The following is a 16,896-nucleotide window of genomic DNA, read 5'->3' on the forward strand; positions in this document are numbered from 1 at the left end:
ACCCCCACCCCGGGCGCGGCCCCGCCCCCCCCCCCCCCCCCCCCCCCCCCCCCCCCCCCCGCGGGGGGGCGCGCCCCCCCCCCCCCCCCCCCCCCCCCCCCCCCCCCCTCCCATTGCGGGTGCGATGGGCCGGATCGCCCACCCCGCACGACCGGCTACGGGCGCAGCAACACCTTGATCGCGCGACGCTCGTCCATCGCCGCGTACGCCTCGGCTGCCTCGTCGAGGGGGAGCTCCAGGTCGAACACGCGACCGGGGTCGATCGCACCGGACAGCACGTCGGGCAGGAGCTCGGGGATGTACGTGCGTGCGGGGGCCATGCCGCCGCCTACCGTGATGTTCGTGTCGAACAGGTAGCGCATCCCGATCGTCGGTACCCCGTGCGGCACCCCGACGAAGCCGAGGTTGCCGCCGGCCCGCACGACGTGCAGCGCCTGGTCCATGCTCTCCTCGGTACCGACGGCCTCGACTGCGCAGTCGGCGAGGTCCCCGCCGAGCAGGTCCCGCACGGCCTGCACGCCCTCGTCGCCGCGGGTCTCGACGATGTCCGTCGCGCCGAACTCGCGCGCGAGCGCCTGACGGTCGGCGTGCCGGCTCATCGCGATGATGCGCTCCGCGCCGAGGCGCTTCGCCGCGAGCACGGCGCAGAGCCCGACCGCGCCGTCACCGACCACGACGACGGTCTTGCCGGGACCGACCGCTGCCGAGACCGCCGCGTGGTGCCCGGTCGAGAAGACGTCCGACAGGGTGAGCAGCGACGGGTACAGCGCCGGGTCGACCGGACCAGGGACCACCACGAGCGTCGCCGACGCATCGGGGACGCGGACGTACTCCGCCTGTGCGCCGCCGACCGGGTCGCCGTACGCGTCCTTGCCGCCGAAGCCGGAGAGGTGCTCGCAGCCCGTCGTCATGCCGTTGCGGCACGCCTGGCAGGTGCCGTCGTTCATCGTGAAGGGGGAGATCACGAAGTCACCGACCGCGAGCCCGGTCACCTCGCTGCCGACCGCGGTGACCTCGCCGATCATCTCGTGGCCGATGGGGCGCGCGTGCTTCGTCTCGGTCACACCCCGGTAGGGCCAGAGGTCCGACCCGCACACGCACGCGGCCGCGACCTTGACGACCGCGTCCCGCTGGCTGATGAGCGACGGCTGGTCGCGGGCCTCGACCCGGATGTCGCGAGGGGCGTGGATGACTGCTGCGCGCAAGGTCGCTGTCCTTTCGAGATGACGAGGCACCCGCCGAGTGTCGGCGCTCCGACCCCTCCGCGACGGTGCATGACCACGACCCTACGCACATCATGCGAGGCCGCGATGCGCCCGCTGCGTTGCGTACCCCATGTCCTCTTTTCGACCCACCGGAATCTGAGAATACTCATGGAAATCAGAATTCAGGAGGGTGATGTTTCACGCTCCGGCGCTAGATTTCCGTCAACCCGATCTGAGTGGATCGGGACGGACGGCGGGGGGTCGCTCAGGTGCTCCTCGCTCCTACGCAAGAGGAGAAATGCCATGTCACCGACTGCCGTGAACGAGCTCGAATCCGCTCTGGCCGCCCTCGATGACTTCAGCGGTTGGGACGTCGTCGTCCCCGACACCGCGGAAGCCGCGATGACGGTCGAGCGTCGTGACGTCATCGAGATCACGAGCGAGTTCTCGACGCTGGGTGGAAGCCGCCCGCGTCAGATGTCCTGATCAACGGCGTGGCGTGCCGGGTTCGGCGCGCCACGCCTTTGGACGCTCCGCAACCAGAACCCGCTTCCGCGAAGGACCTCAGTGCACCTCGATCCAGTCGTGACCCCGCCGCACCGCTCGGTCTTCGACCACATGCTCACTGTCCCCACACCCGCTCTCGTGTACGACGTCGACAACGCGATGCGCTCGGTCGGACGAATGCTCGATGACGTGTCCCTGGTCTCGGGCGCCAGGCTGAACGTCGCGCTGAAGTCCTGCCACACGCCCGCGGTGCTCCGGCACCTCGCGGACGCAGGACTCGGCGCGGACTGTGCATCGGTCCGCGAACTCGACCTCGCCGTGTCAGTCGGGTTTGACGAGCTGTCGGCGACAGGTCCGAGCTTCTCCGACGAGGGAGCTCTCGACCGGCTCGCTGAGCGCGGTGTCGTCCTGGATGCGACGTCGATCGACCAGCTGGAACTGATCGGCAGGACCCGGTCGGGTTCCGACGTCGGGCTCCGTTTGCGTCTGCCGATTCCCGAGACGCTGGACACGGCCAACTCCTTCGGTGCGAACAGCCGGTTCGGGGTCGGCGCCACCGATCCAGCCGTCCACGCGGTCTTGGTCCGGCACCGGCTGCGCGTCACACGGCTGCACCTGCACACCGGGCAGCTGTCCCCTCACCTGTTCCTCTGGGAACTCCGGTACACCCTCACCGTTGCGGAATCCATGTCCCACGTGGAGCTCATCGACTTCGGCGGCGGGTTCTACGACTTCTACGCGGATCGAGCCGTGGCACGGCGTGCGCTCCAGACGGCTGATGAACTGCTCGCGCAGTGGCGTGCCCGGACCGGGCGGCCGATGGCGATCCGGTTCGAACCCGGAGCAGCCGTCCTCGGCCCGCATGGATACCTCGTGACGACGGTCCAGTCGATCGAGCAGGCACATCCCGCCTACGGCGCCGAGGTTGTGCAGGTGGACACGTCCGCCTGGAACTACGCCCCGTGGCACCTCCCGGCCGCTGTGCCGCTCGACGAACCCGAGCGTCAACCGAAGTCCGCCCGGCTGGTATCCGGGAACACGCTCTACGAGAACGACTTCTTCGGGATGACCGGTCGCGCAGGACGTCCGCTCATCGACATGGCGGCGGTGTCCGTCGGGGAACGGCTCGTCCTGACCAACGCAGGCGCCTACACCATGACGAACCGTCGCGATTTCAACCTCCTGGGCAACCTCCGCGAGTACCTGATCGTCGATGACGCACTCCGTCCGGTCGACACCGAGATGGCGGCAACGCGGTGAACGCCGACAGTTCGAGCGCGCTCGAGCTCGAACGCACGCTGCTCCAGCGGGTGCTCGACGAGAACGCGCAGCTCGATCCGTCAGGGATGGCGCGGATCTCCCGGGACCTCGCGGCCGGGGACGCGGCCGGAGACCACCGCGAGCAGGAGCGCTTCCTGCACGACAGGTACATCGACCTCCGGCACGTGCTGCGGAGTCGCGCAGACCGTTCCGTGGTGGATCGTTTCGCGAGTCCTCCGTCCGGTCGTGACGCGGATCCCGGAATCGACTACGGCTACGAGCGGAGCGCCCCGAGCGCCGTGCTCGACGGCAGGCTGGTGGACGGGGAGCCCGACATCACCGGATGGACGGCGTCAGGAGTCGTGTGCAGCAGCGGGATGGCGGCACTCACGGTGGCGCTCCACGTCGCCGCGTACGAGTTCCGCTCCGTCCACGGCAGGCTCCCGAAGGTCGCCCTGCTGGGTGACTACTTCGAGACGACGATGCTGATCGAGCTCGTGTCGACGTCGTTTGCGTCCTGGTCACGGTGCCGGTCGGTGGCTGAACTCGTCGCAACCCGCGCAGATGTGGTCGTGCTCGAGCCGGTCCGCTACGACTGGGACCTCCACACCGTCGACTTCATCGAACTGTCCACTGCCTGGGCAGCGCAGGGGGCTCCGCGAACGGTGATCGTGGACCCGAGCCTGACGCCGGGCGTCTGGCCGAAACAACAGCTCCTCACGACCTTGACCGGAACGGACACCGCGACCGTGATCGAGGCGCGTTCGGCGCTCAAGCTCGACCAGCTGGGGCTCGAGCTGGCGAACGCCGGCGCAGTCGTGGTCCACCGCAACGACGCGCTGACTGCTGCGGTGTCCGACCCCGAGACACTGCGGAACGCCCGCGCGGTCCTCGGCGCCGCGCTCCCTCCACGCTCGGCGATCGCGCTCGACAACTCGTTCTTCCTCGACCCGGATTGGCGCAGGACCCACGTCGCGCTGGTGGCGAGGAACAACGAGGCGTTCGCGCGAGCGCTCTCCGTCGACCGGGGGCTCTTCGAGACCGTTGCCCATCCCGCGAACCGACCGCGGGGCGCGGACACACGAGACGGCTCGGTGCGGGTCGCCCCGTTCACGGTCCTGCGTCTCGAGGACGACGACCTGCTCGGGTACCGCCTGCTCCTCGGGGTGATCCGGACCGAGGCGGACCGCCGCAGAGTGGACCTGCAGTTCGGCGCGAGTTTCGGGTTCCGGTCCCATCGACACGAGACGATCGTGCCACGCAAACGAGATCTCAGGTGTCTGCTCAAGGTCGCCCTCGGGGCGCGCGGCGGACCCGCGATGGACGGGGTGATCGAGCTGTTCCGTGACCTGCACGCGCTCGGCAGCATGGATGCCGTGCGGCGGCACTTCCGCGGAGTCCGACCGATCGAGCTGGCACTGTGAGCGGCACGACGGCTGCACTCGGGCACACGTTCGCGTCGCTCCGTCCCTTGCTTCGAGGACATCGACGGGCGTTGGCCGGGCTCATCGGTCTCGCACTCGCGGGCACACTCGCCGAGGCGTGCCTGCCGATCGGGCTCGGGCAGGTCGTCGACGGAGTCGAGCGTGGACGGTTCGACACGGTCTTCATCGCCTCCGGCGTGTTGGCACTGGTGGTCGTCGCTCGCGTGGCGTCGTCGGTGGTCGCTCATGCCGTTGCTCGCAGCGCCGAGATCGACATCGCAGTCGGTCGCAAGCGCGCAGTCGGCGCGCACCTCGTGGCGAGCCGATCGGTGATCGGTGAGCGCGTGGGTCTCGGCGATGCCGTCGAGACAGCGGAGACGGACACCGAGACCATCGCCGGAGTGGTGGGCGTGGCCCGGTCGTTGGTCGTGTCGCTCGTGACCTTCGTCGCGATCGGCGTGTACCTCGTCGCGAACTCCTGGGTGATCGGTGGGTCCATCATCGTCGGAGCACTGTGCATCGCCCTCTTCCTGCCGGCACTGGTCGGCCTGCTCGAACAGCCGCTCGAGCGGCACCGCGCGCGTGCGGGCGCGGTCGCAGGACTGGCTGCCGACGCGGCGAGTGGACTCCGCGACCTCCGCGGCATCGGCGCCGAGGACGTGTTCCTCCGCCGGTTCCGCGATGCGTCCGCCCAGATGCGTCTCGCGGGCCTCACGGTCGCGCGTCGACGCGCGCTCATCGCCGGTGTCCAGGTCGCGATCCCGAGCGCATTCGTCCTGCTCATCCTGGGGATCGCGCTGTGGCAGTGGCGTTCCGGCGACCAGACGGCGGGCGATCTGGTCACCTACTACGGGCTCGGCGTCTTCCTCGTCGGTCCTGTCGGGTCCTTCATCGGGGCCTGGAACGAAGTGCCTGCGATCGCCGTCGCGGCACGGCGGGAGCAGACGCTGCTCGACGCTGGACACCCGCCACGTACCGGACGCGACGGAACGCCGACCGGTGACCTCGTGGACGAGGTGAGCGGTGTGGTGGCCCGTTCGCCCGAGTTCCTGCTCGTGACCGGCGTGGAGCTCGCGACGCTCCGCTCCGTCGCCTCCCGCCTGGTCGGAGAAGCCGACGCAACGTGCTCATACGTCGGCCCGACGCGTTGGTCCGAATGGGACGAGGGAGCGGTGAGGAGGCATGCCGTCATGCTCGATTCCGACGCACGCCTCGTCTCCGGCACCGTGCGCGAGATCCTCGGCGCCCAGGACGACGACCATGCCCGCGCCGTGCTCCGGGTCGCGGCTGCCGACGACTTCATCGGTGACGACCTCGATCGCGAGGTCAGCGAGGGCGGACGCGACCTGTCCGGCGGGCAGGTCCGTCGACTCCTGCTGGCACAGGCGCTCGCCGTCGAGACCGAGGTGCTGGTCTTGGTCGAGCCGACACGGTCGCTCGACCTCGTCACCGAGCGGCGCCTGGTCGAGCGTCTTGCGCGCCACCGTGCCGGCCGCACCACGATCGTGTGCTCGCAGGCCCCATCGGTGTTCGCGGTCGCCGACCGCGTCGCCGTCCTCGACCAGTCGGTCCACGTGCCGGGAGCGGTCGAGGCCGCAGCCGAGCGAGAGGGCCTCAAGTGAACGCACCGCTCCTCGTCGCAGGGCCGACCGAGACCTGGGGGGCGATCCGTCGGGTGGTCAGGTCGCATCGTCGTCGCCTTGCACTCATGCTGGGGTGGCACGCACTCGCGGTCGGCTCGGCGGTCAGCGCGCCGGTGTTGTTCGGCATGCTCATCGACAGTGTCACCGCGGGAGGTCCGTGGGACCGGATCTCAGCGCTGTTCCTCGTCCTGTGCGGTGTGCTCGTCGTCAGGACCGTGCTCGGTGTGGCCTCCCAGGACGCGTCTTGGCGGTTCGGCGAGGACGTGTTCGCGCAGCTCCGCGACGAGGTCGTCGAAGGTGTGGTCCGCCTCCCGCTCCGCGTCACGGAGCGAGCCGAACGCGGAGAGGTCCTGGCCAGGACGTCGAACGACGTCGATGCGGTCTCCGAAGGCGTGCGCGTGGGTGTCCCCGAGGTGCTCGTCGGGGTCTTCACCGTCCTCTTCACCACGGCCGCCTCGTTCGTGCTCGACTGGCGGGTCGCCATCGCATCAGTCGTGGGCTTGCCCATCCTCGTTCTGTCGACGCGATGGTACGTCCGCCGCTCGCAGTCCGCGTACGAGGCCGAGCTCAGGAGTCACGCGCGCTTCAACGGCAGCGTCCTCGAGACCGTCACGGCGTCTCGGACGCTCGGACTGCTCGGGACAGGGGATCGACTCCTCCGACGCATCGACTCCCGGGCAAGGGAGGTCAAGGCGGCCGAGCGCGTGACACTGGGACTGCAGTCGCGGTGGTTCCCCGTCGTGCAGCTCGGCTACTACCTCCCGTTCGCGGTGGTGGCGACGTGGGGTGGCTGGCTGGCCGTACAGGGTGAGGTGAGCGTCGGGACCGTGGTCGCGATCGCACTCAACGTCCAGCTCGTCGTCGATCCGCTGGACGACCTCCTGTACTGGTCGGACCAGCTGCAACTCGCCTGGGCCGCGTTCCGGAGGATGTCCGGCGTTTCCCGACCCGTGGCGACCTCGCACGACGACGACGAGATGGTGACCGCTCCCGTCGAAACGCCGGGGCGCGCCGTCCACTGTGCAGATGTGTCGTTCTCGTACGACGACGGTCCGCCCGCAGTCTCGGGAATCGACCTCGACATCGCGCACGGCGAGCACCTCGCGGTGCTCGGGCCATCCGGAGCCGGGAAGACGACCCTCGGCCTGCTCATCGCTGGTGCGCTGGACCCCGACACCGGACGGATCGCGGTGGGCCGCGAGTCCCGTGCCCCCGCGAAGCGGATGATGGTGAGCCAGGACCCTCATGCCTTCAGCGGCACGCTCCGCGACAACCTCGCGCTGGCGGCGAGATCGGCGTCGGACGGGGAACTCCTCGCTGCGCTCGCGCTCGCAGGGGCACCGACGGATGTCGATGGGCTCGACGTGGAACTCGAGGCCACATCGATCGATCCCGTCCACTTGCAGCGGATCGCGCTCGCGAGAGTGGTCCTCCGCGACCCGGACGTCGTCGTCCTCGACGAGTCGACCTCGCATCTGTCCGTGGACGACTCACGGGTGCTCGACCGCGACATGGCAGCGGTGTTCCGAGGGCGGACCGTCGTCACCATCGCGCACCGGATGAGCGCGGCGCTCGATGCGGACCGTGTCCTCACCATGGAACACGGTCGGGTCAGCGAGATCGGCACGCCGCGCGAACTCCTTGACTCCGGGGGACTGTTCGCCGAACTCCACCGGCAGTGGACCTCCCGAACCGAAGAAGGAAACCATGAACGCTGATGACGTCCTCGCGGTCGACCAAGGCTTCGTCGTGCGGAGTGCCGACATAGACGGGACGATGACGCTGTGGTCGCCCGGAACCGGCACGGAGCTGCAGCTCAGCCGCAGTGCGCACGCGCTCCTCTCACGTTTCGCGGTGCCGACAGCACCGTCCGTCGCCCTGGGCTCCCTCCCCGAACCCGCACGTGAGCCAGCTCTCCGCGCCATCACCTCCCTCGTCGAAGGAGGTCTGCTCCGTCCTCACGGAAACGCACCCGGTTCCGGCGAAGCCCCTCGAGGGCTGTTCGGCGTGCCGATGACGACGCTCGGTCACGCGGTGAGCGATCCGGGGCTCGACATGGTCGTCGTCGGGGTCGAATACGACGCCGGTGCTTCCGCACGGAGCGGCTCGAAGACTGCCCCCGATGCCGTCCGACGGGTTGCTGCCAGCTTGTTCGCACCCGGTTCCGACCGCGGGATGTGGGATCCGGCACTGGGGCGCCGCATGCTCGACGGCGCGCGGATCGGCGACATCGGGAACATCGGCGACGTCGTCCAGATGCGCAACGGACCGGTGCTCGATCGACTCGCCGGCGCAGTGGAGGCGATCACGGGTTCCGGCAAGCTCCCGGTCGTGATCGGTGGCGATCACTCGATCACCCATGCGGTGGTCAGGGGACTCCTCGCGGCATCCGAGGGCGAGATCGGTCTCATCCACTTCGATGCTCACACGGACTACCTCCGTCCGGCCCGCGGGAACTGGCGGCCCTCGCTGCACCACGGGAACGTGATGAGCTGGATCGCCGGTGAGGAGCGAGTCGAGCGGATCGTGCAGTTCGGCATCCGGCAGCGAGTGGACGACGACCCCGAGGGTGGCTCCAAGACCGTCGTCTGGGGCGGACGGTCGTCGATCGACGCCGACGTCGATGAGCTCTTGGCGGACCTCCCGCAGCACCTCGGGTGGCACGTGACGATCGATGTCGACGTCCTCGATCCGGCTCACATGCCGAGTACGGGCACCCCGGTTCCCGGGGGGTTCAGTACCCACGAACTCATCGACCTCGTCTGCCGACTGGTGTCACGACGCCGGATCGTGGGTGTCGACATCGTCGAACTCATCGGTGAGGGCGAGGGCGCCCACCGGTCGGCGCTCGCCGCTGCGGACGTACTCGCACGGACGCTCGATGCCGCGTTCAGGCCCTCCGCGGAACGTCAGTCAGGAACGGAGTCGTCGTCCCGCTGAGGTGGTCCTCGCGCAGGATCCCGTAGGCGACGGAGTCCCGCGGCGCACCGCCGTCGACCGGCCACGTGCGGCGGTAGTGCGCTTCCTGCACCCAGCTGTTGCGCGCAAGGGCCTTCCGCATGGCGACGTTGTCGTCGCGAGTCTGCGCCTCGATCCTCGTGATGTCGGGGAACGCGGCGAAGACATGATCGGCCAGTGCGCCGACGAGCACGGTCCCGATGCCGTTCCCCCGCGAAGGTTCAGCAAGGCGGATGTCGATCATCGGCGCATCGTCGTCGAGGTCATCGAGGACGACGATGCCGGTGAGCGCACCGTCGACGTCGACCCGGAACACCGCGTGCTCTGGGGAGGCGAAGGCGCCGTCGTCGATCCGTTTCTCAATGGCCCCTCGCGTCGGCGACGCGGAGACGTGGAACGGAAATCGATTCGTGGTCAGGAACTCGACGAAAAGGGTTCGGTCCGTGGGCTCAGCGAGGTCCATCGAGTGGAGTTTCAGATCCATGACACGAACGTACACGCCAGAGTCGGAAGGATGGGCGCTACCCTCGTGCGGGTGGACGACGACCGGTACGGCAGCGATGTGCTCTCGGGCGACTGGCGCTCGAAGGGCGTGAAGAAGGTGCGGCAGGTGCCGCTCAAACGCGACATGGTGCTCGAGGACCCCGCCTCCGGCTGGGCCGGCGCCGTGGTCGGCCTCGAAGCCGGCACCGTCGCGCTCGAGGACTGGAAGGGCCGCACCCGCTCGTTCCCCTTCACCGGCCAGTTCCTGCTCGAGGGCGAGCTCGTCACCCTGGGTCGCCCGCAGGCGCCGGTCGGGCGCTCTGCCGCAGCGGCACCCCCGGCTCGCGCCGGATCGGACGGGAGGCCCGGTGCCGGTCCGGCGGTCCGCCACGCGTCCGACGGTGGTCGCCTCCGCACCGCCTCCGGATCGTTCGCCGTCGAGGCGCAGCGAGCGCGCGTGGCGCTGCCCTCCCGGATCATGGTCGAGGGCAAGCACGACGCCGAACTCGTGGAGAAGGTCTGGGGCGCCGACCTCCGTGTGGAGGGCGTCGTCGTCGAGGAACTCTCCGGCGTGGACAACCTGGCCGACGTGCTCGAGGAGTTCCGCCCGTCGCGGGACCGCCGAGTGGGTGTGCTCGTCGACCACCTGGTTCCCGGGTCGAAGGAGTCCCGCTTCGCCGACGCCGTGATGCGGGGCAAGTGGGGCGCACACGTGCTCGTCGTCGGGCACCCGTTCGTCGACGTCTGGCAGTCGGTGAAGCCCGGGCGGGTGGGCCTCGAGCAGTGGCCGACCATCCCGCGGTCGATCGAGTGGAAGAAGGGCATCTGCCAGGCGCTCGGGTGGCCGCACGCCGAGCAGGCCGACATCGCCAGGGCGTGGCAGCGGATCCTCGGACAGGTGCGGACGTTCGCCGATCTCGAGCCGCAGCTGCTCGGTCGGGTCGAGGAGCTCATCGACTTCGTGACCGAACCCGTCTCCTAGCCGCGGATCCCCGGAGTGGCGCATACCCTGGGGACATGGACGGCATCGACGGGCGCGTGCGGAACGCCGTCGACGTCTGGCTGCGCTGGCTCCCGCGCTGGCAGATCGGCACCGCCCGGCCACGCACCCGCATCTGCCGGAAGTGCACCGGGTCGCCGATCGCCAGCGCCGCGGGCTTCGGGCCCGACGTGCCGCATCCCGTCCAGCACGCGCTGATCGGTCGGATCTCGACGATCATCGAGGACTCCGTCGACGACTACACGGCGAAGAACCTGCCGCTGCTGCAGCGGGAACTCGAACGCGCCGCCGCCCGCAAGCGCGACGCCGGGTACCAGCCGGCCGAGGGACTCTCGCCCGAGTTCCAGGGCCTCGACGTCGACCCGCAGCCGCAGGAGGGCGCACCGTTCCTCTTCACGCTCGGCGAGCTCGCCGGCACCGGGGCAACGTCGGACGCCGCACCGCGCGAGCCCCTGTCCGACGAGGCGAAGGCGGCACTCCGGCACGAGATCGACCTCTCCGACGAGTGCGCGCGCTCGACGGGGACGGCGGTGTGCCTCGCCCTCATCGACCACCGGCCGCGGATCGCCGAAGCCGTCGAACGTCTGGTCGAGCCGCAGATCGAGGCGCTCGTGTCCGACATGTTCCGGGGGCTCGACGGCGACGCCCCACGCGGCGGCTTGTTCTGACGTCCGGCGCCCCAAGCGATCAGGGACGAAAGCGGGAACGTCGGTAGCCCACCGCGGTGCTCGCCAGGATGATCACGCTGCAGGCGACCGCGATCCATCCGAACACGCCTGGGGCGCTGCTCGTGAGGAGGACGACTGCAACAGCGCCGAACACGAGTCCGAGCAACAGGAACACGAGCCACAGCACGTTCGATCGACGCATACGACGAATCCAACCATCGACGAACTCTTGGTCGTCCGCTCAGGTGCCCGGCGTCACACCGGCCGAGGGCTCCGTCGACGGGTCGTCGTTCGCCGGGTCGTCCTCGACCGCCGGCGCCGACCGCTGCTGTCGCCGCGCGACGGCCCGCAGGACACCCCGCGCGATCGCCCGCCACCCGAGCAGGAACACCCCGAGCACGATCGTCGCGACGATGACGAACGAGATCGGCAGCGGGTTGCCGTCGACGACGCCCTGCCCGGTCGCGACCCTGATCGCCATGCCGACGAACACCGTGAGGATCCACGCGACGACACCGGTCGGCCAGAAGCGCAGCGGGCGGGCCCACGCACCACTCGTGACGTAGGCGATCGCCCATCCCGCGAGGAACGGGTACGCGGTGGTCCACAGTCCGACCAACGAGGACGCCTCGCCGTGGGACGACCGTCCGATCAGCGTGAACACGATGATCAGGACGACGTCGATGGCGGCTGCGAGCCAGCCCCAGGTGCGATCGGTCACCGCCTCATTGTCGCAGGCACGGCGCGGCAACGAGTTCACCTGCCGGTGGTGCACCCGGCAACCTGGTGTTCAACCGGGTCCGCGACGATGCGAGACCGAACCGTGACGACGCGGGACGGAAGTCTCCACGGAAGGCAGAGCCATGACGACGACGGACGCGACCCGGAGTCGTCCAGCTGAACCGAGCCTCCCGTCCGTCCGGATGCCGCGCCTGGTGGCGCACCGTGGCGCGCCACGGGTCCGCCGCGAGAACACCCTGCCGGCCGTCGCGGTGGCCGAGGCGCTCGGCGCCGACGTGATCGAGGTGGACGTCCGGCGGACGGCGGACGGTGTCGCCGTCCTGCTGCACGACGAGACGCTCGGCCGGATGTGGGGCGACGCGCGTCGGGTGGCGGACGTGCCGTGGTGTGACGTCGCCCGGCTCGGGAACGGCCTCGACCGCATCCCGCGGCTCGACGCGGTGCTGGAACGGCTGGACGGCTGCGGGTCGTCGCTGCTGATCGACCTCACCGACGCCGAGGACGCCCGCGTCGCCGCACGCACGGTGGCGTCGTCGAGCGCCGCCGTCGCCGTCGCGTGGTGCGGAGCGCAGGAGGCGATGGCTGCGGTGCGCGAGGTGCTCCCGGATGCGGACGTCTGGCTGGCGTGGGAGTCCCTCGACCCGCCGACGCCCGACGACCTGGTGGCGCTCGGGCCGTCGACGCTGAACCTCGACGTCGCCTTCCTGACCCCGAGGACCATCGAGGCCGCCCACGGCCTCGGCCTGCAGGTCGCGGTGTGGACCGTGGACGCACCGGAGCCGGCGATCTGGGCGGCTCGGCTCGGCGCGGACTCGATCACCACGAACGACCTCGCCGCCCTTCGTGCAGCGCTCGCCGCGGCCGAACGGGACGGGTGGCCGGAGCCGGACCACGAGGCGACCGAGGCCGAGGTGGCCTCGCGGGCACAGGCGCTCGCGCACCGGATCGCGCACGAGGTGATCGCGTACACGCGGGAGCACCCGGTCGGCTCGGTGACGACGAAGGCGCACGAGGCCGATCTCGTCACGGACGTCGACCGGCTCGTCGAGCAGCACGTCAGGGGTCGCGTCCGCGCGGCGTTCCCCACGCACGGCTTCTCCGGCGAGGAGTACGGCCACGCGCCAGGCGACAAGCACCGCTGGTACCTCGACCCGGTGGACGGGACGACGAACCTCGCGAACGGCGTCCCGTGGACAAGTACGTCGCTCTGTCTCACCCGGAGCGGGCGTCCGCTCGTCGGCGTCGTCGCGGATCCGTGGCGTGGCGAGGTGTTCGAGGCGCGTCGGGGCCGCGGCGCCGTGATCCGCGACCGGCAGCTCCGGCTCGACGACACCCCGAGGTCGTTGGCGGGCGCGGTCGTCGGGACCGAGCTCGACGGACACCTGCCGTGGCCGGGGTTCGGCGCGTTCCTCGACGCCCTCGCCGCGCGGTCCTGCACGCTCCGCGTCCAGGGGTCCGGCACGCTGACGATCGCGCAGGTCGCGGCGGGGCGGGGGATCGGCGGGTGCGTGTCGGCGTTCGACCCGATCGACCACGGTGCGGCCGTGCTGCTCGTGCACGAGGCCGTGGCGTCGTCATGACCGTCGACGGGCCGGTCGAGGGGTTCCCGCCGGTGGGTGCGCCGTTCCTGGTGGCGCACCCGGGTGCGGCCGATGAACTGCACGCGGTCTGGGTGGGTGCGGTGCGTCCCTGACGTGTGGAGGACGGCCGGGAGGCTCGTGGCGGGGCCGCCACGAGCCTCCCGTCCGCCTTCGGTCCGGTTCCGGACCTGCTCAGGCCTGGGCGATCCGGACCATGTTGCCAGCAGGGTCGCGGACGGCCGCGTCGCGGACGGAGAAGCCGATCGTGTCGCGGGAGAAGGCGACGGCGAGGTCGATGTCGTCGGCGAGCACGTGCACGCCGCTGATCTGGATGGTCATGCGACCGACCCTAGGCGGGCGTCCGCGCCCCGTGCTTCTCTCGAAACTGCTCGCGGAGCAGCGCCTGCGCCCGTTCGATCCGCCGGGTCATCAGGTACGCGTACGGGGTCTCGCCGTAGGCGTCGCGGAAGCGTCGGCTGAAGTGCGCGGTGGACATGTACGCCGACGCGGCCAGGGCGGGGACGTCGAGGGGCTCGGCGTACTCGCGGTCCATCCGGCTCCGCGCACGGCGGAGTCGGCGGAGCTCGTCGAGGTCGGTCATGGTGTCATCCTCCTCGTTCACCGAACTCTGTGCGTGCACACAGTCACCGGTCGTCCGGCGTCCCTACTGTTGCACTCCACGGGCACCGTGCCCGGATCACGTTGGGAGCATCGACATGGGATTCCTTGACCGACTGCTCGGCCGCGAAGACCGATCGCAGCAGCAGGGGTGGAACGCGCAGCAGCAGCAGGGCTATCGGTACGGGCAGCAGTCGTACGACACGGCCCCGCCCGCCAGCGGCGCTCCCGGCGGTTACGGTCCTGGTGCTGGCTCCGGTCCTGGTGCTGGCTCCGGTCCTGGTGCTGCCTCCGGTCCTGGTGCTCGGACCGAGGACCAGCAGGCCGTCGAGCGCTACCGCTACCTGCTGCGCACCGCGCCGCCGGAGCGGATCGAGGAGGTGCACGCCGAGGCATTCGAACGGCTCACGCCCGAGCAGCGCCAGATGGTCTACGACGAGTTCACCCGGACGGCTCCGGCCGGCGACGCACCCCGTGGCAACGACCCGCGATCGCTCGCGCAGTCGGCCACGCGGTCCGAGATCCGACAGCCCGGGTTCATGGAGCGGTCGCTCGGCGGGATGGGCGGCGGTGCCGGCGGTGCCTTCGGCCAGCGTCAGGGGCCGTCGTTCGGCAGCATGCTCGGTGCGTCGATCCTCGGGACCGTCGCCGGGTACGTCATCGGTTCGACGCTGATGAGTGCGTTCCTGCCCGATCCGTCCGGCTTCGACGGCGGCACCGACGCATCCGGGGATGCGGGTGACGGTGGTTCGGGGGACACTGGGGGCGACTCCGGTGACGGCGGCGCATCCGACGGCGGCGGGTTCGACAACGCGTCGTGGGACAGCGGCTCCGACCTTGGTGGTGGCGGCGGGTTCGACGACTTCGGTGGCGACTTCGGCGGCTTCGACATCTGATCGTCCGTCCTTCTCCCTTCCGGACCACTGATACATTCCATGTTCGACGAGGGAGCGGCATGGCCATCATCGAAGCCTCCGGGCTGACCAAGACCTACCGATCGAAGTCCGGGCCGGTGCACGCGTTGGCCGGACTCGACCTGTCCGTGCCGCAGGGCACCGTCACGGCGCTGCTCGGGCCGAACGGCGCCGGCAAGACCACGACGGTCAAGGTGCTCACGACGCTCATCAAGCCCGACAGCGGCACGGCGTCGATCGCCGGGGTCGACGTCGTGCGGGACCCCCAGGCGACCCGTCGGTCGATCGGGGTGTCCGGGCAGTACGCCGCGGTCGACGAGAACCTCACGGGGTTCGAGAACCTCGAGATGATCGGCCGGCTGTACCACCTCGGTGGCAGGGCGTCCCGTGCCCGGGCCCGCGAGCTCATCGACGTGTTCGACCTGTCCGAGGCGGGGGACCGCCCCGTGAAGGGCTTCTCCGGCGGCATGCGTCGGCGCATCGACCTCGCCGGTGCCCTCGTGATGAACCCGAGCGTGCTGTTCCTCGACGAACCGACGACCGGGCTCGACCCCCGCAGCCGACTGTCGCTCTGGGGCATCATCGAGCGACTCGTCGCCGACGGCGCGACCGTGCTCCTGACGACGCAGTACCTCGAGGAAGCCGACCGGCTCGCCGACGACATCGCGGTGATCGACGACGGCAGGGTCATCGCCGAGGGCACGGCCGACCAGCTCAAGGCACAGGTCGGCGGACACCGGGTCGTCGTGACGCTGGTCGACGAGACCGACGGTGACGCCGCGGTCACCGTGCTCCGGCGCTACGGCGTCGGTGAGGTGGAGGCATCCGGCGACGGACGCACCCACGCGATCGCGGTGGAAGCCGGCCCGACGGCGCTGCAGCGCGTGCTCGCCGACCTGGGCGAGGCCGGCATCGAACTCCACGACGCCGGCATGCGCCGCCCCACCCTCGACGACGTGTTCCTCCGGCTCACCGGGCACGCCGCGACCGAGGACGATGCCGACGACGCGCCGGCCGCCAAGCAGAAGGAGGCGGCACGATGACCGCCGTCGTCACCACGCCGGGCCGGCAGCTGCCGGTCGTCGTCACCTCACCCGTCGCGGTGTGGTTCGAGGACGGCTGGACCGTCACCAAGCGCAACCTCATCAAGATCAAGCGCTCGCCCGACATGCTCGTCTTCGCCGTGCTCCAGCCGATCATGTTCGTGCTGCTGTTCAGCCAGGTCTACGGCGGGGCCATCGCCGTGCAGGGCACCGACTACACGCAGTTCCTGATGGCGGGGATCTTCGCCCAGACCGTCGTGTTCGGCGCGACGTTCTCCGGCTCCGCGATGGCGCAGGACCTCAAGGAGGGGCTGATCGACCGGTTCCGGACGCTGCCGATGTCGTCGTCCGCGGTGCTCGTCGGCCGCACGAACAGCGACCTCGTCCTCAACACGATCTCGATGGTGATCATGATGCTCACCGGCCTGCTCGTGGGGTGGCGGGTGAACTCCTCACCGCTGGAGTTCCTCGCCGGCGTCGCGCTGCTGCTGCTCTTCAGCTACTCGTTCAGCTGGGTGATGGCACTGCTCGGCATGAGCGTGAAGACGCCGGAGGTGATCAACAACGCGTCGTTCATGATCCTGTTCCCGCTGACGTTCATCTCGAACGCCTTCGTCCCGAGCGACACGCTGCCGCTCGTGCTCCGCGTGTTCGCGGAGTGGAACCCCGTGTCCTCCCTCGTGCAAGCGGCCCGTGAGCTCTTCGGGAACGTCGGGTCAGCACCGGTGCCCGACATCTGGACGATGCAGCACCCGATCACCACGGTGCTCATCGGCATCGCCGTCATGCTCGTCGTGTTCGTGCCGTGGGCAGTGAACAAGTACACGCGGATCAGTTCGAAGTAGCCGCGGC

Annotated in this window: 17 protein-coding genes and 1 pseudogene; 12 read left to right on the forward strand and 6 right to left on the reverse strand. The window is 70.1% G+C overall.

Features of this window, described 5'->3' with window-relative positions; genetic code table 11:
• Positions 1-155 precede the first annotated feature (155 nt).
• A complete protein-coding gene (locus ACIPJ2_RS12865; RefSeq protein WP_402729142.1) occupies positions 156-1,205 on the reverse strand; it encodes a zinc-binding dehydrogenase in 1,050 nt (349 codons plus the stop codon).
• Positions 1,206-1,508: 303 nt separating this feature from the next.
• Here ACIPJ2_RS12865 and ACIPJ2_RS12870 point away from each other — a divergent pair, with 303 nt between their 5' ends.
• The 6 genes from ACIPJ2_RS12870 (at position 1,509) to ACIPJ2_RS12895 (ending at position 8,979) form a co-directional block, all read left to right on the forward strand.
• A complete protein-coding gene (locus tag ACIPJ2_RS12870; protein WP_402729143.1) occupies positions 1,509-1,691 on the forward strand; it encodes a hypothetical protein in 183 nt (60 codons plus the stop codon).
• Positions 1,692-1,772: 81 nt separating this feature from the next.
• Positions 1,773-2,972 (forward strand): hypothetical protein, encoded by a 1,200-nt coding sequence (locus ACIPJ2_RS12875; protein ID WP_402729144.1) that lies wholly within the window; start codon positions 1,773-1,775, stop codon positions 2,970-2,972.
• The gene (locus ACIPJ2_RS12880) at positions 2,969-4,396 is read left to right on the forward strand and encodes a hypothetical protein (protein WP_402729145.1); all 1,428 of its coding nucleotides are present in this window, start codon (positions 2,969-2,971) and stop codon (positions 4,394-4,396) included. The genes ACIPJ2_RS12875 and ACIPJ2_RS12880 overlap by 4 nt, the downstream gene beginning before the upstream one ends.
• A 71-nt stretch (positions 4,397-4,467) precedes the next feature.
• Positions 4,468-6,018, forward strand: a complete 1,551-nt coding sequence (locus ACIPJ2_RS12885) for an ABC transporter transmembrane domain-containing protein (RefSeq protein ID WP_402729146.1) — start codon at positions 4,468-4,470, stop codon at positions 6,016-6,018.
• Between the two features lie 86 nt (positions 6,019-6,104).
• Positions 6,105-7,757: an ABC transporter ATP-binding protein gene (locus ACIPJ2_RS12890; protein WP_281267270.1), complete on the forward strand. Its 1,653-nt coding sequence runs from the start codon at positions 6,105-6,107 to the stop codon at positions 7,755-7,757.
• Between the two features lie 295 nt (positions 7,758-8,052).
• A complete protein-coding gene (locus tag ACIPJ2_RS12895; protein WP_402729147.1) occupies positions 8,053-8,979 on the forward strand; it encodes an arginase family protein in 927 nt (308 codons plus the stop codon).
• Here the strand turns inward: ACIPJ2_RS12895 and ACIPJ2_RS12900 are convergent.
• On the reverse strand, positions 8,930-9,481 hold the full coding sequence (locus ACIPJ2_RS12900; protein WP_281267272.1) for a GNAT family N-acetyltransferase: 552 nt from the start codon (positions 9,479-9,481) through the stop codon (positions 8,930-8,932). The genes ACIPJ2_RS12895 and ACIPJ2_RS12900 overlap by 50 nt on opposite strands.
• Before the next feature lie 30 nt (positions 9,482-9,511).
• Between ACIPJ2_RS12900 and ACIPJ2_RS12905 the strand changes: the two genes are divergently transcribed.
• On the forward strand, positions 9,512-10,462 hold the full coding sequence (locus ACIPJ2_RS12905) for a DUF3097 domain-containing protein (protein WP_402729148.1): 951 nt from the start codon (positions 9,512-9,514) through the stop codon (positions 10,460-10,462).
• A 35-nt stretch (positions 10,463-10,497) separates the two neighbouring features.
• Positions 10,498-11,148 (forward strand): spermidine/putrescine ABC transporter substrate-binding protein, encoded by a 651-nt coding sequence (locus ACIPJ2_RS12910; RefSeq protein WP_402729149.1) that lies wholly within the window; start codon positions 10,498-10,500, stop codon positions 11,146-11,148.
• Between the two features lie 19 nt (positions 11,149-11,167).
• Here ACIPJ2_RS12910 and ACIPJ2_RS12915 read toward each other — a convergent pair whose 3' ends face one another.
• The gene (locus tag ACIPJ2_RS12915; protein ID WP_402729150.1) at positions 11,168-11,350 is read right to left on the reverse strand and encodes a hypothetical protein; all 183 of its coding nucleotides are present in this window, start codon (positions 11,348-11,350) and stop codon (positions 11,168-11,170) included.
• 39 nt (positions 11,351-11,389) lie between these two features.
• Complete coding sequence (locus tag ACIPJ2_RS12920; RefSeq protein WP_402729151.1) at positions 11,390-11,869, reverse strand: DUF3054 domain-containing protein; 480 nt, start codon at positions 11,867-11,869, stop codon at positions 11,390-11,392.
• 142 nt (positions 11,870-12,011) lie between these two features.
• On the opposite strand from ACIPJ2_RS12920, the gene ACIPJ2_RS12925 reads away from it, so the two are divergent.
• Positions 12,012-13,469, forward strand: coding sequence for an inositol monophosphatase family protein (locus ACIPJ2_RS12925; RefSeq protein WP_402729152.1), 1,458 nt, complete (start codon positions 12,012-12,014; stop codon positions 13,467-13,469).
• A 192-nt stretch (positions 13,470-13,661) separates the two neighbouring features.
• Here ACIPJ2_RS12925 and ACIPJ2_RS12930 read toward each other — a convergent pair whose 3' ends face one another.
• A complete protein-coding gene (locus ACIPJ2_RS12930; RefSeq protein ID WP_402729153.1) occupies positions 13,662-13,808 on the reverse strand; it encodes a hypothetical protein in 147 nt (48 codons plus the stop codon).
• A gap of 52 nt (positions 13,809-13,860) precedes the next feature.
• Positions 13,861-14,070: pseudogene (locus tag ACIPJ2_RS12935) on the reverse strand (helix-turn-helix domain-containing protein); the annotation flags it as partial.
• A 115-nt stretch (positions 14,071-14,185) separates the two neighbouring features.
• Between ACIPJ2_RS12935 and ACIPJ2_RS12940 the strand changes: the two are divergent.
• From ACIPJ2_RS12940 to ACIPJ2_RS12950, 3 genes are read left to right on the forward strand one after another with little or no spacing between them, the layout of a single operon-like run.
• A complete protein-coding gene (locus ACIPJ2_RS12940) occupies positions 14,186-14,983 on the forward strand; it encodes a hypothetical protein (protein ID WP_402729154.1) in 798 nt (265 codons plus the stop codon).
• A gap of 59 nt (positions 14,984-15,042) precedes the next feature.
• Complete coding sequence (locus ACIPJ2_RS12945) at positions 15,043-16,044, forward strand: ATP-binding cassette domain-containing protein (protein WP_402729155.1); 1,002 nt, start codon at positions 15,043-15,045, stop codon at positions 16,042-16,044.
• Positions 16,041-16,889 (forward strand): ABC transporter permease, encoded by an 849-nt coding sequence (locus ACIPJ2_RS12950; protein ID WP_281267281.1) that lies wholly within the window; start codon positions 16,041-16,043, stop codon positions 16,887-16,889. Before ACIPJ2_RS12945 ends, ACIPJ2_RS12950 begins: the two co-directional genes overlap by 4 nt.
• Positions 16,890-16,896 lie beyond the last annotated feature (7 nt).

The organism is Curtobacterium sp. NPDC090217 (assembly GCF_044746705.1).
Classification (GTDB): Bacteria; Actinomycetota; Actinomycetes; order Actinomycetales; family Microbacteriaceae; genus Curtobacterium.